14 protein-coding genes and 3 pseudogenes are annotated in these 14,275 nt (G+C 62.3%); 13 read left to right on the top strand and 4 right to left on the bottom strand.

Features of this window, described 5'->3' with window-relative positions:
- Window positions 1-145, top strand: a pseudogene (locus tag F758_RS52090) (IS110 family transposase); the annotation flags it as partial.
- A gap of 409 nt (window positions 146-554) precedes the next feature.
- Here the strand turns inward: F758_RS52090 and bluB are convergent.
- Window positions 555-1,214 carry a 5,6-dimethylbenzimidazole synthase gene (gene bluB, locus F758_RS0129685; RefSeq protein WP_024511306.1) on the bottom strand — a complete coding sequence of 220 codons (660 nt, stop codon included), beginning with the start codon at window positions 1,212-1,214 and terminating at the stop codon, window positions 555-557.
- Between the two features lie 244 nt (window positions 1,215-1,458).
- On the opposite strand from bluB, the gene F758_RS0129675 reads away from it, so the two are divergent.
- The 3 genes and pseudogenes from F758_RS0129675 (at window position 1,459) to F758_RS51000 (ending at window position 3,347) form a co-directional block, all read left to right on the top strand.
- Window positions 1,459-2,310 (top strand): VOC family protein, encoded by an 852-nt coding sequence (locus tag F758_RS0129675; RefSeq protein ID WP_024511305.1) that lies wholly within the window; start codon window positions 1,459-1,461, stop codon window positions 2,308-2,310.
- A 143-nt stretch (window positions 2,311-2,453) separates the two neighbouring features.
- Window positions 2,454-2,806, top strand: a pseudogene (locus F758_RS52840) (catalase); the annotation flags it as partial.
- A 25-nt stretch (window positions 2,807-2,831) separates the two neighbouring features.
- Entirely contained in the window at window positions 2,832-3,347 is a 516-nt protein-coding gene (locus F758_RS51000) for a type 1 glutamine amidotransferase family protein (protein ID WP_245286616.1), read from the top strand.
- Window positions 3,348-3,359: 12 nt separating this feature from the next.
- Here the strand turns inward: F758_RS51000 and F758_RS0129660 are convergent, their stop codons facing one another.
- Together F758_RS0129660 and F758_RS52080 are read right to left on the bottom strand one after the other, a co-directional pair.
- A complete protein-coding gene (locus F758_RS0129660) occupies window positions 3,360-4,364 on the bottom strand; it encodes a L,D-transpeptidase family protein (RefSeq protein WP_024511302.1) in 1,005 nt (334 codons plus the stop codon).
- A 148-nt stretch (window positions 4,365-4,512) separates the two neighbouring features.
- A pseudogene (locus tag F758_RS52080) lies at window positions 4,513-4,769 on the bottom strand (SDR family NAD(P)-dependent oxidoreductase); the annotation flags it as partial.
- 48 nt (window positions 4,770-4,817) lie between these two features.
- Between F758_RS52080 and F758_RS0129655 the strand changes: the two are divergent.
- Both F758_RS0129655 and F758_RS0129650 read left to right on the top strand, forming a co-directional pair.
- Complete coding sequence (locus F758_RS0129655) at window positions 4,818-5,543, top strand: DUF72 domain-containing protein (protein ID WP_024511301.1); 726 nt, start codon at window positions 4,818-4,820, stop codon at window positions 5,541-5,543.
- 95 nt (window positions 5,544-5,638) lie between these two features.
- Window positions 5,639-5,818 (top strand): CsbD family protein, encoded by a 180-nt coding sequence (locus tag F758_RS0129650; RefSeq protein ID WP_035723487.1) that lies wholly within the window; start codon window positions 5,639-5,641, stop codon window positions 5,816-5,818.
- 155 nt (window positions 5,819-5,973) lie between these two features.
- Here the strand turns inward: F758_RS0129650 and F758_RS0129645 are convergent, their stop codons facing one another.
- On the bottom strand, window positions 5,974-8,283 hold the full coding sequence (locus tag F758_RS0129645) for an FdhF/YdeP family oxidoreductase (RefSeq protein WP_035723471.1): 2,310 nt from the start codon (window positions 8,281-8,283) through the stop codon (window positions 5,974-5,976).
- Window positions 8,284-8,418: 135 nt separating this feature from the next.
- Between F758_RS0129645 and F758_RS0129640 the strand changes: the two genes are divergently transcribed.
- The 7 genes from F758_RS0129640 (at window position 8,419) to F758_RS0129610 (ending at window position 14,108) form a co-directional block, all read left to right on the top strand.
- On the top strand, window positions 8,419-8,979 hold the full coding sequence (locus F758_RS0129640; RefSeq protein WP_024511298.1) for a c-type cytochrome: 561 nt from the start codon (window positions 8,419-8,421) through the stop codon (window positions 8,977-8,979).
- 74 nt (window positions 8,980-9,053) lie between these two features.
- Window positions 9,054-9,986, top strand: coding sequence for a cytochrome c oxidase subunit II (coxB, locus tag F758_RS0129635; protein ID WP_084305728.1), 933 nt, complete (start codon window positions 9,054-9,056; stop codon window positions 9,984-9,986).
- Window positions 9,983-11,896: a cytochrome c oxidase subunit I gene (ctaD, locus tag F758_RS0129630; RefSeq protein WP_024511296.1), complete on the top strand. Its 1,914-nt coding sequence runs from the start codon at window positions 9,983-9,985 to the stop codon at window positions 11,894-11,896. Before coxB ends, ctaD begins: the two co-directional genes overlap by 4 nt.
- Window positions 11,893-12,495, top strand: a complete 603-nt coding sequence (locus tag F758_RS0129625) for a cytochrome c oxidase subunit 3 (protein WP_024511295.1) — start codon at window positions 11,893-11,895, stop codon at window positions 12,493-12,495. The genes ctaD and F758_RS0129625 overlap by 4 nt, the downstream gene beginning before the upstream one ends.
- Window positions 12,492-12,833 (top strand): hypothetical protein, encoded by a 342-nt coding sequence (locus tag F758_RS48220; RefSeq protein ID WP_084305724.1) that lies wholly within the window; start codon window positions 12,492-12,494, stop codon window positions 12,831-12,833. Before F758_RS0129625 ends, F758_RS48220 begins: the two co-directional genes overlap by 4 nt.
- On the top strand, window positions 12,821-13,714 hold the full coding sequence (locus tag F758_RS0129615; RefSeq protein WP_024511294.1) for a cytochrome c oxidase assembly protein: 894 nt from the start codon (window positions 12,821-12,823) through the stop codon (window positions 13,712-13,714). Before F758_RS48220 ends, F758_RS0129615 begins: the two co-directional genes overlap by 13 nt.
- Window positions 13,701-14,108 (top strand): c-type cytochrome, encoded by a 408-nt coding sequence (locus F758_RS0129610; protein ID WP_035723469.1) that lies wholly within the window; start codon window positions 13,701-13,703, stop codon window positions 14,106-14,108. The genes F758_RS0129615 and F758_RS0129610 overlap by 14 nt, the downstream gene beginning before the upstream one ends.
- The last annotated feature ends 167 nt before the right edge of the window (window positions 14,109-14,275 follow it).

The raw sequence follows: 14,275 nt of genomic DNA, 5'->3' as shown, positions 1-14,275 counted from the left end.
CAGGGCCTACTATCAACGCCTGATTGCCAGGGGCAAGCCGCCGCGGCTTGTCTTCATCGCCTGCATGCGCAAGCTGATCGTCATCCTCAACACGATGCTCGCCCGCGGCGAGACATGGNATCCCAGCCGCTACGCGCTCAGCTGAGGGAGCGCATCTGATCGCGCTCGGTCTGCGACCGAGCGCATGCCAAGCCGACAGACCGGTGAGCGGACGGGGTCAAGGCCGTCAGCCGCCGAAGGCGGTGGCGCGTCTCGCGCCAGCCTTGAGGCCGGCCGATCGCCGGGCTACTCACAGCATAGTTGCTCCGGTGGGCGCGAGACGACGCGAGGAAAGCACGATTTCGGAAAACGCGAAAGAAGAATATTTTCGCGCGAAGGACTGGACAGCCCAAATCAGCTTGAATCGGCTCGCGAAATTGGATTTTTCGCGCGCACCCGTTTCTTCATGCAAAAAGGCGTTTCGCATCAAAATCTTTCACGTCAAGGATGCGTCTGGTAGGTCCGGGAGCTGGTGTTCGAGGTGGCGGCTCCGACACAGGGACCGACGGCCGGCCTCACCGCTTCAGCGGCTTCACGGATGTCTCGCACATTCGCTCCTGCCAGCCATGACGCTCCAGCTCGGGATCGTCGTGCTCCTCTTCCGGCCAGCCCAGACAAAGATACGCGATGAAGGTCCACTCCGGCGGGAGATCGAGGATTGATCTGATCGCCTCCGGATCGAGGATCGAGACCCAGCCGAGGCCAAGTCCTTCGGCGCGCGCGCCGAGCCAGAGCGTCTGGATCGCCGCGACGACAGAATAGCGGATGGTTTCCGGCATGGTCCGACGACCGAGGCCATGGCCTTGCGCGGTGGTTTCATCCGCGCAGACGGCAAGGTGCACGGGCGCTTGCGCAAGGCCTTCGAGCTTGAGCCGCGCGTAGCACGCCTGCCGCTCGCCGGCATATCCCGCAAGCGCAGCCTTGTTCGCTTTTGAAAAATCCTCGCGCACAGCTTGTCTTCGCTCAGGCGACTCGACAAGCACGAAGCGCCAGGGCTGGCTTAAGCCCACCGACGGCGCATAGGACGCGATGGCCAGCAACCGCTCGATGAGATCTGGATCGACCGGATCGGATCGAAAGCGGCGCACATCGCGCCGCCAGCGCACGAGTTCAGCGAACTGCGCCCTGAACGCCGAATCAAACCGCGGCGGCTCTCTCTTGCTTTCGATCGTCATATTCTCCCGGCACCCGGATAGAAGCGCCTATTAGCACAATGGCGCCCGGGCCCAATGCGAAAAGCGCTTGCAGTGCGGTGCGCCGCCGCAATCTTGATCCCAGCCAACGGTTGACAGGACATCTGCCGGCATCGCCGTTCCTGGCGGTTGATGCCGATCTTTCCGATTGAGGTCGCGCGCGCTTGCAGGGCGATGCCCGGCCCGGTTAGTTTAGATGCAAAGTTTCGCCGGGGAAATAACGGAAGTGGCGCTCAAGAACGTTATCGGTATCGACCATGCCGTCGTCATGGTCCGGGATCTCGACCAGGCCGCGGAGAAGTGGAAGCGGCTGGGCTTCACTGTCTCGCCGCGCGGCACGCACAGCGCGCATATGGGATCGGGAAACCACACCATCATGTTCGACCCCGACTACATCGAATTGCTGGGTGTGCTCGCCGCAACAGACCTTAATGCTCCGGCGCGCGCCTTTCTGGCGCAGCGCGAGGGCATCGAGCGGATCGCCTTGACCGCGATCGATTCGGCCGAAGGCGCGGAGGAGATTCTTGCGCGCGGCTATCAGCCGATCGGTCCGACCGATTTCGAGCGGCCGGTAACGATGCCTGACGGCCGGCTCGCGGCGGCGAAGTTCACGACGTTCCAGTGGCCGGTCGCGGAAGCTCCGGCGGGCCTACGCATCTTTGCCTGCCAGCACAAGACGCGGGAGACCGTGTGGATTCCCGAACTGATGAAGCACGCCAACGGCGCGAGGCGCCTGAAGCAGGTGCAGCTGGTGGCCCCTCAACCTGATAAGGAAGCGGCGCATCTGGCGCGCATGATCGACCGCGAGGCGCGCGGCCAGCAGGATGGCAGCGTCGTTGTCGCTTCGGGCGCGGACCGCGCCGATTTCGTCTTTCTCACCAAGGAGCGATTGAGCCGACATTATCCTGATGTGCCGCTGACCAGTTTGCCGGAGCGCGGCAGCGCGGGTCTGGTGATCGCTGCCGACCTTGCCGCGACAGGGACGGCGCTCGGCAGCGTCGGCATTCACAGCGGGGACGCGATCTGCGTGCCGCCGAGCGCAGCCAACGGCACGCTCCTCGTGTTCGTCGCGGCGTGACGCGCTGAAATCGATCGGTAGGCACGATACTAACCTGAGTTAGATCAACTGCCAGTCGCGAGGATTTTTTCGGCCCCTCATCAATCACTCCGGCGCTTTGCGCGTTGCATTGCAAAGCCCGTTGCTGAAAGTGATGAGGCCGCATGGCAGGTTCCAGGATCTCCGAAGAGCTCAAATCCGCCCGACTGGGCAATGCCGCCGTTCAACGCGGTCATGGCGGCGAAACTCACCAGGTCGCCGAGGGCGAGGTTCCGACGCTGACGGCGCAACAGGGCGTTCCGTCGGCGACGATCAGAACAGTCTCAAGACAGGCAGCCGCGGCCCGACCCTGATGGAAGATTTCCATTTCAGGGAGAAGATCTTTCACTTCGACCATGAGCGAATCCCCGAGCGCGTGGTTCATGCCCGCGGCTTCGGCGCGCACGGCTTTTTCGAGAATTACGGCTCGCTCGCCGACATCACCAAAGCCGACATCTTCCAGCGCGCGGGCGAAAAGATATGCGGCCGACCCGGCGCGCCCGGTGCTCGATCTTCCGCCCTCGCCTGCCCTAAGCATCGTCCAGAATGGACCCAAGGGCTTCAAGGGACGCAAGCTGGGCGTGCTGGTCAGCGACGGGACGGACGCGGCCCTGCTCGGTGCGCTCGAGAGCGCCACCGAAAGTGCCGGTGGGCTCATCGAACTCGTTGCGCCGCAGGTCAATGGATTCAGGACGAGTGACGGCAGCCTGCGGCCGGCGAAGCAGAAGATAAATGGCGGCCCCTCTGTGCTTTATGATGCCGTGGCCATTCTGGTTTCCGCAGGCGGCGCGGCATTGCTCGGTTCCGAAGCGACCGCGCGGGACTTCGTCGCCGATGCGTTCGCCCATGCGACGTTCATCGGTTTTGTAAATGCGGCAAAGTCTCTCCTCGACAAGGCCGGCATCGCCCCTGACGGCGGCTGCCTCGCGCTTGCTGCGCCCGTCGACGCCCAACGCCTCGTCACCATGTGCGGCGACGTTCGCTTTTGGCAGCGCGAAAAGAGCGTTCATGCAGTCTGAATGCGGTGGAGTTCAATAAGCGCCGAACGCCGTGCGAGCTTCACTCCGCTGTTTGAAATTGACCGGAATGCCCTTGGTCAGCATTCCTGCCAGGCGCCGCGCATCCCAATTGGTCAAGCGCACGCAGCCGTGTGAGGCGGATTTTCCGACCAAGGACGGTTCGGACGTTCCGTGAATGCCATAGCCCGGCTTCGACAGCGCGATCCAGGTGGTGCCGAGCGGATTGTTCGGACCCGGCTTGAGATCGAAAGGCTTCTGTATGCCGATTTCCTTGAACTGATATCTTGGATTGTAGTGATAGGAGGGATCGCTCTCGATCAGCTTCACCTTCAACGTTCCCGAGGGCGAGGGCTTGTCGTCGCTGCCGACCGATGCCGGGAAGAATGCAATCAGTTCGTTCTGCGCAGAATATGCCCTGACCGTCTGCCGATCCTTATCGACATCGATCCGTGCGGCGATGCCGGGCGACCGATCGGTTAGTACATCGGGAACCAGAATTCTCTCACCCGCCTCGGAGAACGACGCATCAGGATTGAGCCGCGCGAGCAACTCCTCGCTGATGTGGAATTTTTCGGCCAGCGCCTCGCGCGCATTGGAGAACCCTAGCTGTCTGAATGAGCGCATATCCTCCATCTTCGCGGGCAACTGCACGAAGGGTCCCTTGAGGTCATCTCGCGTCAGTGAATATTCGGTGATCACCGGACCCGTGACGCTGGAGGTCAGCGCCAGCCAGAAGGATCGGCTCCATCCCGTATCCACCGGCAGTCCGTGGCGTTCCGCGAAAGCTGCAATCGCCTGATCGAGCCGCGCCGAATGGCGTCCATCGATTTCGCCTGGAGAAAAATCGGCGCGATCGAGCAGGATTTGAGCCTTGATGATCGCGGGCTGAATCTGGTCGCCGGAGCCCAGCTCGTCATAATCGGCCGCATTGATGCTCGTCGGCTCAAGCTGTGCCGCAGCTGCCGCGAAAGGTATCAATGCCGCAATGAAAATGGAGCTAATTCGATAGCCGAACATACTGCCGGTCCGAAATTGACCGCGCGCAGAATGTCACTGTCGGCCGCACCGTCAATTCAAGAAACCGAGAAAGTGTCTGCAAGCCCGCCTCGCCGCCCGGGAGAACGATGGACGGCCTGCACTCGCATGCGTCTTGCCGCTTCGTAGCTCACGACTTCGCCGTGCCCGGCTCCGCCATCTGCCGTGCTGTTTGGCAAGCGCTTCGGCCGGCGCGACCTTTGCAACCCGGACTGGAGCTTGTTCTTCAATCCCGTCACGACGCATGGCGTAGGAGAACGAATTGAGGAAAGCCTTGGTACCATTGCAGACGGCCTGGAAACTGCCCGGCGTAAAGCCGGCGATCGAACCGGTGATCAGGATGCGCCCGGAGTTGCGCCGACGCATGTAGTTCCCGACCCTGTGGATTTGGAACCGGGCGCCGCTTTATCGCTTGTCGCGCGAGGTGCATGGGCGATGGCAAGGATTTTGATCGGCACATCGGGATGGCATTACGATTCCTGGCGCGGTCCATTTTTTCCGAAAGGACTGCCGCTCAAGGATCAATTGCGATACTACGCCAGCCAATTCTCAACCACCGAACTCAACGGGGTGTTCTACCGCACGCCCACCGAGGAAGCGGTGGAAGCCTGGCGCGACCAGACCAGCGAGGATTTCGTCTTTGCCTGGAAGGCCTCGAAGTTCATCACGCATTGGAAGCGGCTGTCGCAGAACTCGGTGAATAGCCTGGAGCTGTTGGAGAGCCGCCTGTCGCTGCTGGGCAGGAAGACCGGCCCCATTCTGTTTCAACTGCCGCCGAACTTCACGGCAAATCCGGAGCGGCTCGCGTCGTTCTGCAAATTGCTGTCGAAGAAGCGCCGCTACAGCTTCGAGTTCCGCGACAAGAGCTGGTACGAGCCGCGCATTCTGAAGCTGCTGTCCGATCAGAACATCTCGCTCTGCCTGTCCGATCATCATCACGCGCCGGCGCCCTGGAGGCGAACGGCGGATTTCGTCTACGTTCGCGGACATGGACCGCAGGGCAGCTACAAGGGGCACTACCGCCCCGATACGCTGGCGGAATGGGCGCGTCGCATCAAGTCCTGGAAGCGACAGGGATACGACGTCTATGTCTATTTCGACAACGACCAGAAGAGCGCAGCGCCCGCCGATGCGTCGCGACTGAAGCAACTGCTGGAATGACCAATCGCTGTTCTCACCCACGTTGGCGTGACAGGAACAGCGCGAGAACCAGGAAGTTGATGCAACAACCGCAATACCCGAGGCGGATGGCGATCATGACCAAGATCAAAGGGACGAAAAACGAAATCGCAGGAAAGACGAAGCAGGCCGTCGGCGAGGTTGTCGGCGACCAAGGCCTGCACGACGAAGGCAAGAGACAGGAAAAAGAAGGCAAGAAGCAAAAGGAAGAACCGAGCGAACTCAACCCGCTGCGTCGTCTCAACCAATTGACCTGAAGCTTCGTCGCGATAGCCGCGTCATTGCGAGCGCAAGCGAAGCAATCCAGGCTTTCTCTGCAGGATGCAGTCTGGATTGCGTCGTCGCTCTCGCTCCTCGCAATCGCAGACCTGGATGCCGACTCCGCAACTTGATCGGCGCATGCTCACTGGAATCAGGTCCTGACCGGCGAGGCCATCACTCGTACCGGAATCGATTTTGCCGCCGGCGTCTTGCTCTTTTCCTCGTGATGCCAAAGCGGAAGCAGCGGATTGCATTCCGGATAGTAGCCGGCGATGCAGCCCTCCGGAATATCATAGGCCACCACGCGCAGGCCGCCGACCCGGCGGTCCACCCCATCATTGACGGCCGTGGCGAGCGTGACCATCTCGCCCTCCCTTAGTCCAAACCGGTCGATATCGTTACGATGCATCATGACGATGTGGCGCGAACCAAAGATGCCGCGCAAGCGATCGTCGTAGTTGTAGATCGTGGTGTTGAACTGACCGTTGCTGCGCAACGTGATGAGCTGCACGACGTCGCGGTTCTCCGGCGGCGTATCGATGTCCGTGGCCAGCGATTTCGGCACGATGAAGTTTGCCTTGCCGGTCTTCGTATTCCATTTCCGCTCGCGCGCACCCAGCGGGCGATGGAAGCCGCCAGGCTTCCACATCCGTGCATTGAAGTCGTGAAAGATGTCCGGATAGGTCGCCGCGATGGCGTCGCGTATCTTGCTGTAATCGGCGACCCACTCGTCCCATGGGATAGTCGAGCGCGACAGCACCGTGGCCTTGGCAAACTCGGCGATGATTTTCGGTTCTGAGAGTAAATGCTCGCTGGCCGGCGGCATCTGGCCTCGGGAGCCGTGCATGCAGCCGGTGGAATCCTCCATGGAGACGGCCTGAGGTCCGCTCGCCTGCACATCGATCTCGATGCGGCCAAGGCAGGGCAGGATGTAGGAAATCTCGCCGTGCACGAGCGCACTGCGATTGAGCTTGGTCAGGATGTTCACGGTGAGGCGCAGCTTGCGCCAGGCCGGCTCGACCAGGCGATGCTCGGGCACCGAGCGCACCAGATTGCCGCCGAGCAGCACCACGGCCCGGACCGAGCCGTCGATCACCTTTTCGCAGGCCTCCACAATCCTGACCCCCTTCTTTTCGGGCACATCGATGCCGAACAACGTCCTGATCTTCTCGGCGGGAACCATTTCGGGCTTTTCGGTGATACCGACCGTGCGCTGGCCCTGCACGTTGGAATGACCGCGCACCGGACAGATGCCGGCGCCCGGCCGCCCGATGTTGCCGCGCAGCAGCGCCAGGTTGACCATCATCTGCACGGTCTCGGCGCCCTTCTCGTGCTGCGTCAGCCCCATGCCGTAGATGAACATCACACTTTTGGCATGGGCATAGACGAAGGCCGCAGCCTCCAGCGCACCGCGGCTCAGCCCCGAACGTTGTTCGATCTGGGACCACTCGCAATCCTTCACCGCCGAGGCAAACTTATCGAAGCCGTGGGTGTGCTCTCCTATGAAGTCGCGATCGATGATGCTTTCGGCGCCATCCGCCTTCGCCTCCAGCGCGAAAAGCGCTTTGGCGATTCCCATCATCGCCGCGGTATCGCCGCCGGTCCTGACCTGGTGATATTGCGAGGTGATCCGGGTTGAAGAACCGCTCAGCATCTCCAGCGGAGACTGTGGATTGGTGAACTCCTCCAGCCCGCGTTCGCGCAGGGGATTGAAGGTTACGATCGGAACACCGCGCTTCACCGCCTCCTGGAGCTGATGCAACATCCGCGGGCTCGAGGTTCCGACGTTCTGGCCGAAGAAAAAGATGCAATCCGTCTTAGCGAAATCGTCAAGCGTGCAGGTGCCGACGGGCACGCCGATGCTCTCCGGCAGCGCCGCCGAGGTGGTCTCGTGGCACATGTTGGAACTATCGGGCAGGTTGTTGGTGCCGAAAGCGCGCGCAAGAAGGCCGTACATAAAGGAGGCTTCGAGCGAGGCGCGGCCGGAGGTATAGAACACGGCGCTGTCGGGCTCGACCGCCTGCAATTCGCGCCCGATCTCCCTGAACGCGTCCGCCCAATCGACCGGAACATATTTGTCGGAAGCCGCGTCCCAGCGCATCGGATGGGTCAAGCGGCCGGCATCCTCGAGCCGATGATCGTCCCAACGCTCCAGCGCCGTCACCGTGTGCCGCGCGAAGAATTCGGGCGTCACGCGCTTCTGGGTGATTTCCCAGGTGGTCGCCTTGGCGCCATTCTCACAGAACTCGAACACACGCGGGTCGGCCGGCTTGGCCCAGGCGCAACTGACGCACATGAATCCGCCCGTCTTGTTCTGGTTGAGCAGAACTGCCGGACCGCGAATCGGAACGAGATTATGGGTCAGGCTTCTTGCCAGCGACCGCACCGAACCCCAGCCGCCGGAGGGCCCAGGGTAGCCCTTGATTTCGAGATCGGAGCTCAGCTTGCGTGTTCTGGCCATGACGCATTTTTCCGAACGTGAGCTGCCCTCGCATCCTTAAAGCGCTGCGCATGATCCCGTTCCTTAGAGCTTTGGACGCAGGAACTTACTGTTCCCTTCGCTGTTGTCGGTTTCGTCCATGCAGACGATTTCACCATGCGGCTTATCGTCCTCCTCATCTGCATCGTCATGCTCGGCGGTTGCGAAAGAGAGGAACGGCAATTGCGGCTGGACCCTCCGATTGCGAGCGCACTTGACGAGGTCAAGCTGATGCCGAACGGCATCTCCGGCGCGCCCCCGGAGGTCTATTTCGCGCTCAACAGGCCTTACGAGACGAACGCGTACAATCTCGATCAGGGCAAGCGGCTCTATTCCTGGTTCGGCTGCAGCACATGCCATGCTGACGGACAAGGCGGCATCGGGCCGTCCTTTCTGGATGGCTGGTGGTACTACGGCCCGGAGATGGTCTCGATCTTCGCGTCGATCCGCGACGGACGACCGCACGGCATGCCGGCGTTTCGCGACAAGATGACCACCGACGAGATCTGGCAGTTGGCAGGTTACATCCAGACGCTCGGCGCCTACTCGGCCAAAACGGCAGCGCCAAGCCGCAACGACGACAAGCAGTCGCGTCCCGCCGAGAACCGCGCGCCGGCCGCAATCCTGTTCGACCAGGGGCCGACGCCCGTTCATCCCGATCAGGGACCGACACCGTGATTGCGGCGGTCAAACGGCTGTCATTCCTGCCCGCACTGTTGCCGCTCGCCGGCTGCGGCGGGTGGCAGTCGGCAATGGATGTGCACGGAACGTCCGCGATCAGCCTCAAACAGCTCATCATCCTCGTTGTCGCAACATGCTCGGTGGTGTGGATGCTGGTGATGATCGCGCTGATCCGCGCGCTCACCCGTAGCCACGCGTCGCGGCTGACTCCAACCGTAGTTGATCGCGGTATGGCGCGCCGGATGGCGATTGCCGTTATCGTGGCGGTCGCAGCCACCGTCATGGTGATCACCGGCTTTACCGTCGGCAGTTTCTTTTCCACGCGCGCGCTCAGCGCCGCGGGTGCCGACGACCTCACCATCAAGGTGAGCGGACTGCAATGGTGGTGGAACGTGCAGTATTTCGGCGCGACGCCCGACCAGAATTTCGTGACCGCCAATGAAATCCACATTCCGGTCGGGCGCACCATACGCTTCCAGCTCGAGGGCGACGACGTCATTCACTCCTTTTGGGTGCCGAGTCTCGCCGGCAAACAAGATCTGATCCCGGGCCGCCCCAACGAGCTCAGTGTTCGTGCCGAGCGCGCAGGCATGTATCGCGGTCAGTGCGCCGAGTTTTGCGGCCTCCAACATGCCCACATGGCCTTCTTCGTGATCGCCGAATCGCAGGCCGAGTTTGACAAATGGGCCGACGCGCAGCGGCGGCCGGCCACTCAGCCCACGGATGCCGAAGCGGCCGCCGGCCAGCAGATCTTTCTGTCAAAGCCCTGCGCGGCCTGCCACGCCGTGCGCGGCACAAAGGCGACCGGCACGAGCGCGCCGGACCTCACGCATGTCGGCAGCCGCAAATACATCGGCGCCGGCCTGTTTGAGACGACGCGAGGCTCGCTCGCGGCTTGGATCGCCGATCCGCAGACGCTCAAGCCCGGCAACAACATGCCGCTGGTGCCGCTGTCTCGCGAAGAGTTGTTGTCGGTCTCGGCGTATCTCGCGAGCCTCAAATGACCGAGAGCGTCATCGGGCCCGATACGCGCGATGCTGAGCTTGAGCGGCCGCTGGTCGACGCGGCGCTCGAGAATACCTGGGCTACGGCTTCAGGATTCTGGAGCGCCTTGGCCACCGTCGACCACAAGATCATTGGGCGCCGCTACATCCTCACCGCTTTCGCATTCCTTGCGCTCGGCGGCGTGCTCGCCATTCTGATGCGGCTTCAACTGGCGCGGCCGGAAGCGCGGCTGATCGGCCCTGACCGCTACAACCAGATCTTCACCATGCACGGCGCCAACATGATGTTCCTGTTCGCCGTGCCCGTCATGGAAGCGATGGCGGTCTATCTGGTGCCGTTGATGGTGGGAACGCGTAACATCGCGTTTCCCAGGCTGAACGCGTTTTCCTATTGGATCTATCTGGCCGGCGGCCTCTTGCTCTGGGTTTCGTTCGTCCTCGACATGGGTCCCGACGTCGGCTGGTTCGCCTATGTGCCGCTGTCCGGCCCGCAATATGGCGCCGGCAAGCGCGCCGACATCTGGGCGCAGATGATCACCTTCACCGAGTTGTCGGCGCTGGCGGTCGCCGTGGAGATCGTCGTGACCGTGTTCAAGCAGCGCGCCCCGGGCATGACGCTCGACCGGATTCCACTCTTCGTATGGTCGATGCTGGTCACCGCGTTTCTCGTCATCCTGGCGATGCCGTCGATCATGGTGGCAAGCACGAGTCTCATTCTCGATCGCCTGGTCGGTACGCATTTCTTCAATCCGGCCGAAGGCGGCGACGTCCTGCTCTGGCAACATCTTTTCTGGTTCTTCGGCCATCCCGAGGTCTACATCATCTTCCTGCCGGCGGTCGGCATGGTCTCGACCCTGATCGTCACCTTCGCACGCCGCCCCGTATTCGGCTACCTGGCGCTGGTCATGGCGCTGATCGCGACCGGCATCCTGTCGTTCGGCCTTTGGGTCCACCACATGTTCGTGACAGGGCTGCCGCGGCTCGGCGAAAGCTTTTTCACCGCCTCCAGCATGGCGATTGCCATACCGGCGGGCGTTCAGATCTTCTGCTGGATCGCGACGCTCTGGGACGGCAAGCCGGTGTGGAAGACGCCGCTTCTTTTCGTCATCGGCTTCATCTTCACCTTTGTGATCGGCGGCTTGAGCGGCGTGATGGTCGCCTCGGTCCCGTTCGACGCGCAGGTTCACGACACCTATTTTGTCGTGGCGCATTTTCACTATGTCCTGATCGGCGGCTCGGTGTTTCCGCTGATCGGCGGCATCTATTACTGGTTTCCCAAGATCACCGGCCGGATGATGAGCGAACCTGTCGGCCATTGGGTGTTTGGGCTGATCTTCATCGGCTTCAATCTGACCTTCTTCCCGATGCATATCCTGGGACTGCAGGGCATGCCGCGGCGGATCTACACCTATCAGCCCGATATGCCCTGGCATGGCCTCAATTTGTTCGTGAGCGCCAGCGCCGCGGTTCTCGCCGCCGGCTTTCTGCTGTTCTTCATCGACGCGCTGCGCAGTGCGCGTGCGGGCCTGCCCGCCGGCGCCAATCCCTGGGATGCCCCGACCTTGGAATGGGCAACCTCTTCGCCGCCGCCGAGTTTCAACTTTGCCCGCATTCCCGTCGTGTACGGCGCTTATCCGCTGTGGGAGCAGCGCGAAGCGCTTTCGGTTGCCGACGGCCTTCGCGTGGATCGGCGCGAACTCGTCGTCACCTCGCTGGTCGCGGCCGAACCCGAGGCGCGGGAGTCATCGCCGCGAAACTCGATCTGGCCGCTGTGGGCGGCGATCACCACGACTGTGATGCTGATCTGGTCGATCTTCTCGCCTTGGGCTGTGGTGTGGGGGTCAATCCCGGTCGCAATCGCCTTGATCGGCTGGTTCTGGCCCAAGCGCGTACCGGAGGATGAGGCATGAGAGAACGCGTCGTCGCCGACCTCTCGAGGTTGCCGCTGCACGGTCTGCGCAGCGCCAGCGTGACCTGGTGGGGCACTCTGGCCTTCATGCTGATCGAGGGCACCGGCTTTGCACTTGTCATCGCCATCTATTTCTATTTGATGAGCCTCGCCGCGATCTGGCCGCTCAACGCACCGCCACCGGACCTCCTGCCCGGCACAGTGGTGACGATCATCCTCGTCATCAGCCTCATACCCAATTATCTGGTGTCAAGCTGGGCGGAACAGCAGGACTTACGCAAGGTCCGCATCGGCATGGTCGTGATGTCCGCCTTGGGAATTGCCCCGCTCATTCCGCGCGCCTTTGAATTCGCCGCGTTGAACGTGAAGTGGGACACCAACGCCTACGGCTCGGTCGTGTGGACCCTGCTCGGCCTGCACACGACCCATATCATTACGGACCTCGTGGATACGCTGGTGCTGACTGCGCTGGTCTTCACGCGCCATGGCCGCAATCCGCGCCGATTCGGTGACGTGCAGGACAACTGCATGTACTGGAATTTTGTCGTTGCGGCCTGGCTTCCGATCTATGGCTGCATCTACTGGATCGTGCGGCTATGAGGGCTTACAGAATTCTCGCCAGGTTATGGGCATGGGCGGGCCTTTGGGTCGCCGCACTGCTGTGGGCCATCAATGTGATGCTCGGCCTCAACCTTTCCTATGCCGATTGCGTAAAGCAGATTCATGCCTCGGCGATGATCTCGTTGGCGGCCTTGATCGTGACCTGTCTCGCAGGCGTCCTGTCCTGGCGGTCGGCTCGGGCCGACATGACCGGTTTTAGCTCGCCTCGCACGTTCCGCTTCATCGGCGCGTTGAGCGCACTTTCATCATTGGTCTTCGGCTTTGCGTTGATCATGCAGACGATAGCCTCTGTGGTGCTGACGGGATGCGAACGATAGCGGTTGGACTCATGCTCGCGGCTCTCGGGACCGCTCGCGCCTTCGCGCACGGCGTCGATGCCGATCGCGCGCATGCAGCCTGGACATTCGATCCCTGGGTGGTCGTTCCGCTGCTCACGCTCGGCATTCTCTACATCGTCGGAGCAATTGCGCTGCATCGGCGCAGCCGCGGCGGCAATGCCGTGAGAGCCTGGCGCAACCTCGCCTATTGTTGCGGCTGGCTGAGCCTGGCGGGCGCACTGGTATCGCCGATGCATTGGCTGGGCGAGCACCTCTTCACCTTTCACATGATCGAGCATGAGATCGTGATGGCGGTCTCGGCGCCATTGATCGTGATGGCGCGACCGTTGGGGGCGCTGTTGTGGTCGCTGCCGCGACAATTGCGGATCGGCACCGCGACGCTGATACGATCCGGTCCCGTCCGTGCCGCATGGAACTGGCTGAGCCATGGTCGCAACGCGACGATCCTGCATGGCATCGCCATCTGGGCCTGGCACGCGCCGCCATTATTCGACGCTGCGGTCACCAACGTCGCGCTGCACCGCTTGCAGCATCTGAGCTTCTTTGTCACCGCGCTGCTGTTCTGGTGGTCGGTGTTCCGTCGCAACGAAATCGGCGCCGGCGCCTGGCATCTGTTCGTTACCATGCTGCATACCACCGCGTTGGGCGCGCTGATGGCGCTGGCGCCGCGGGTGCTCTACCAGGCTCAGACCGCCACAGCTCTCAGCTTCGGCCTGACACCGCTGGAAGACCAGCAGCTCGCGGGGCTCATCATGTGGATCCCCGCCGGCACGGTCTATGCCGGCGCAGCGCTCGCGCTGATGGCGATCTGGATCAGCCGCGCGGGCGAGAAAGCAAGAGACATCCATGCCGCGATCTAGTCGCCACTGGGCAAGCCTTGGAGTCCTCGCCCTGGGCGTGGCTGCCGTTGCGGTCGTGGCCACGATGGCCTGGTCGTCGCAGCAGCAGGCGGAAAGCATCGCCCGCGCCATGACCGGCGGCGAGCCGTCGCGCGCGCCGGATGTCCTGCGTCGTTACGGCTGCGCCGGCTGCCACACCATATCGGGCATTCCCGGCGCCGACGGCCAGGTCGGCCCACCTTTGTCGGGCCTCATCCACCGCGTCTATATCGGGGGCGTTGCCGCCAACACGCCTAGCCATCTGGTGCAATGGATCGTGGCGCCGCAAAGTCTTTCGCCCAACTCGGTAATGCCTGCGTCCGGCATCTCGGAAGCCGAAGCACGCGACGTCGCGGCCTACCTCTATTCGCATTGACCCTGGAGCACGATGAGATCCGGTTGAACCGTCATCGCGCTAATTTTTGTCTGAGCATGCCCCCGGGTCGAGCCCGCCCCCGAAGCCGGCCTCATCTTTCGAGACGCTTGGCTCGCGCACGCTTCTGAGGATGAGGGGATAGAGCCGTTTATGACGCAGCAGGACCG

Origin of the sequence: Bradyrhizobium sp. ARR65, assembly GCF_000472385.1 — a bacterium.
Classification (GTDB): domain Bacteria; phylum Pseudomonadota; class Alphaproteobacteria; order Rhizobiales; family Xanthobacteraceae; genus Bradyrhizobium.
Note: the sequence above shows the minus strand (reverse complement) of the source record. Positions and strands in the feature narration are given on the sequence as shown.

Coding starts and splice junctions, on each gene's coding strand:
- F758_RS0129645 (WP_035723471.1), bottom strand. CDS start 8,283: ATGGCCAGAACACGCAAGCTGAGCTCCGATCTCGAAATCAAGGGCTAC.
- F758_RS0129610 (WP_035723469.1), top strand. CDS start 13,701: ATGCCGCGATCTAGTCGCCACTGGGCAAGCCTTGGAGTCCTCGCCCTG.
- F758_RS0129625 (WP_024511295.1), top strand. CDS start 11,893: ATGAGAGAACGCGTCGTCGCCGACCTCTCGAGGTTGCCGCTGCACGGT.
- F758_RS0129650 (WP_035723487.1), top strand. CDS start 5,639: ATGACCAAGATCAAAGGGACGAAAAACGAAATCGCAGGAAAGACGAAG.
- F758_RS48220 (WP_084305724.1), top strand. CDS start 12,492: ATGAGGGCTTACAGAATTCTCGCCAGGTTATGGGCATGGGCGGGCCTT.
- F758_RS0129615 (WP_024511294.1), top strand. CDS start 12,821: ATGCGAACGATAGCGGTTGGACTCATGCTCGCGGCTCTCGGGACCGCT.
- F758_RS0129660 (WP_024511302.1), bottom strand. CDS start 4,364: ATGTTCGGCTATCGAATTAGCTCCATTTTCATTGCGGCATTGATACCT.
- coxB (WP_084305728.1), top strand. CDS start 9,054: ATGGATGTGCACGGAACGTCCGCGATCAGCCTCAAACAGCTCATCATC.
- F758_RS0129640 (WP_024511298.1), top strand. CDS start 8,419: ATGCGGCTTATCGTCCTCCTCATCTGCATCGTCATGCTCGGCGGTTGC.
- ctaD (WP_024511296.1), top strand. CDS start 9,983: ATGACCGAGAGCGTCATCGGGCCCGATACGCGCGATGCTGAGCTTGAG.
- bluB (WP_024511306.1), bottom strand. CDS start 1,214: ATGACGATCGAAAGCAAGAGAGAGCCGCCGCGGTTTGATTCGGCGTTC.
- F758_RS0129655 (WP_024511301.1), top strand. CDS start 4,818: ATGGCAAGGATTTTGATCGGCACATCGGGATGGCATTACGATTCCTGG.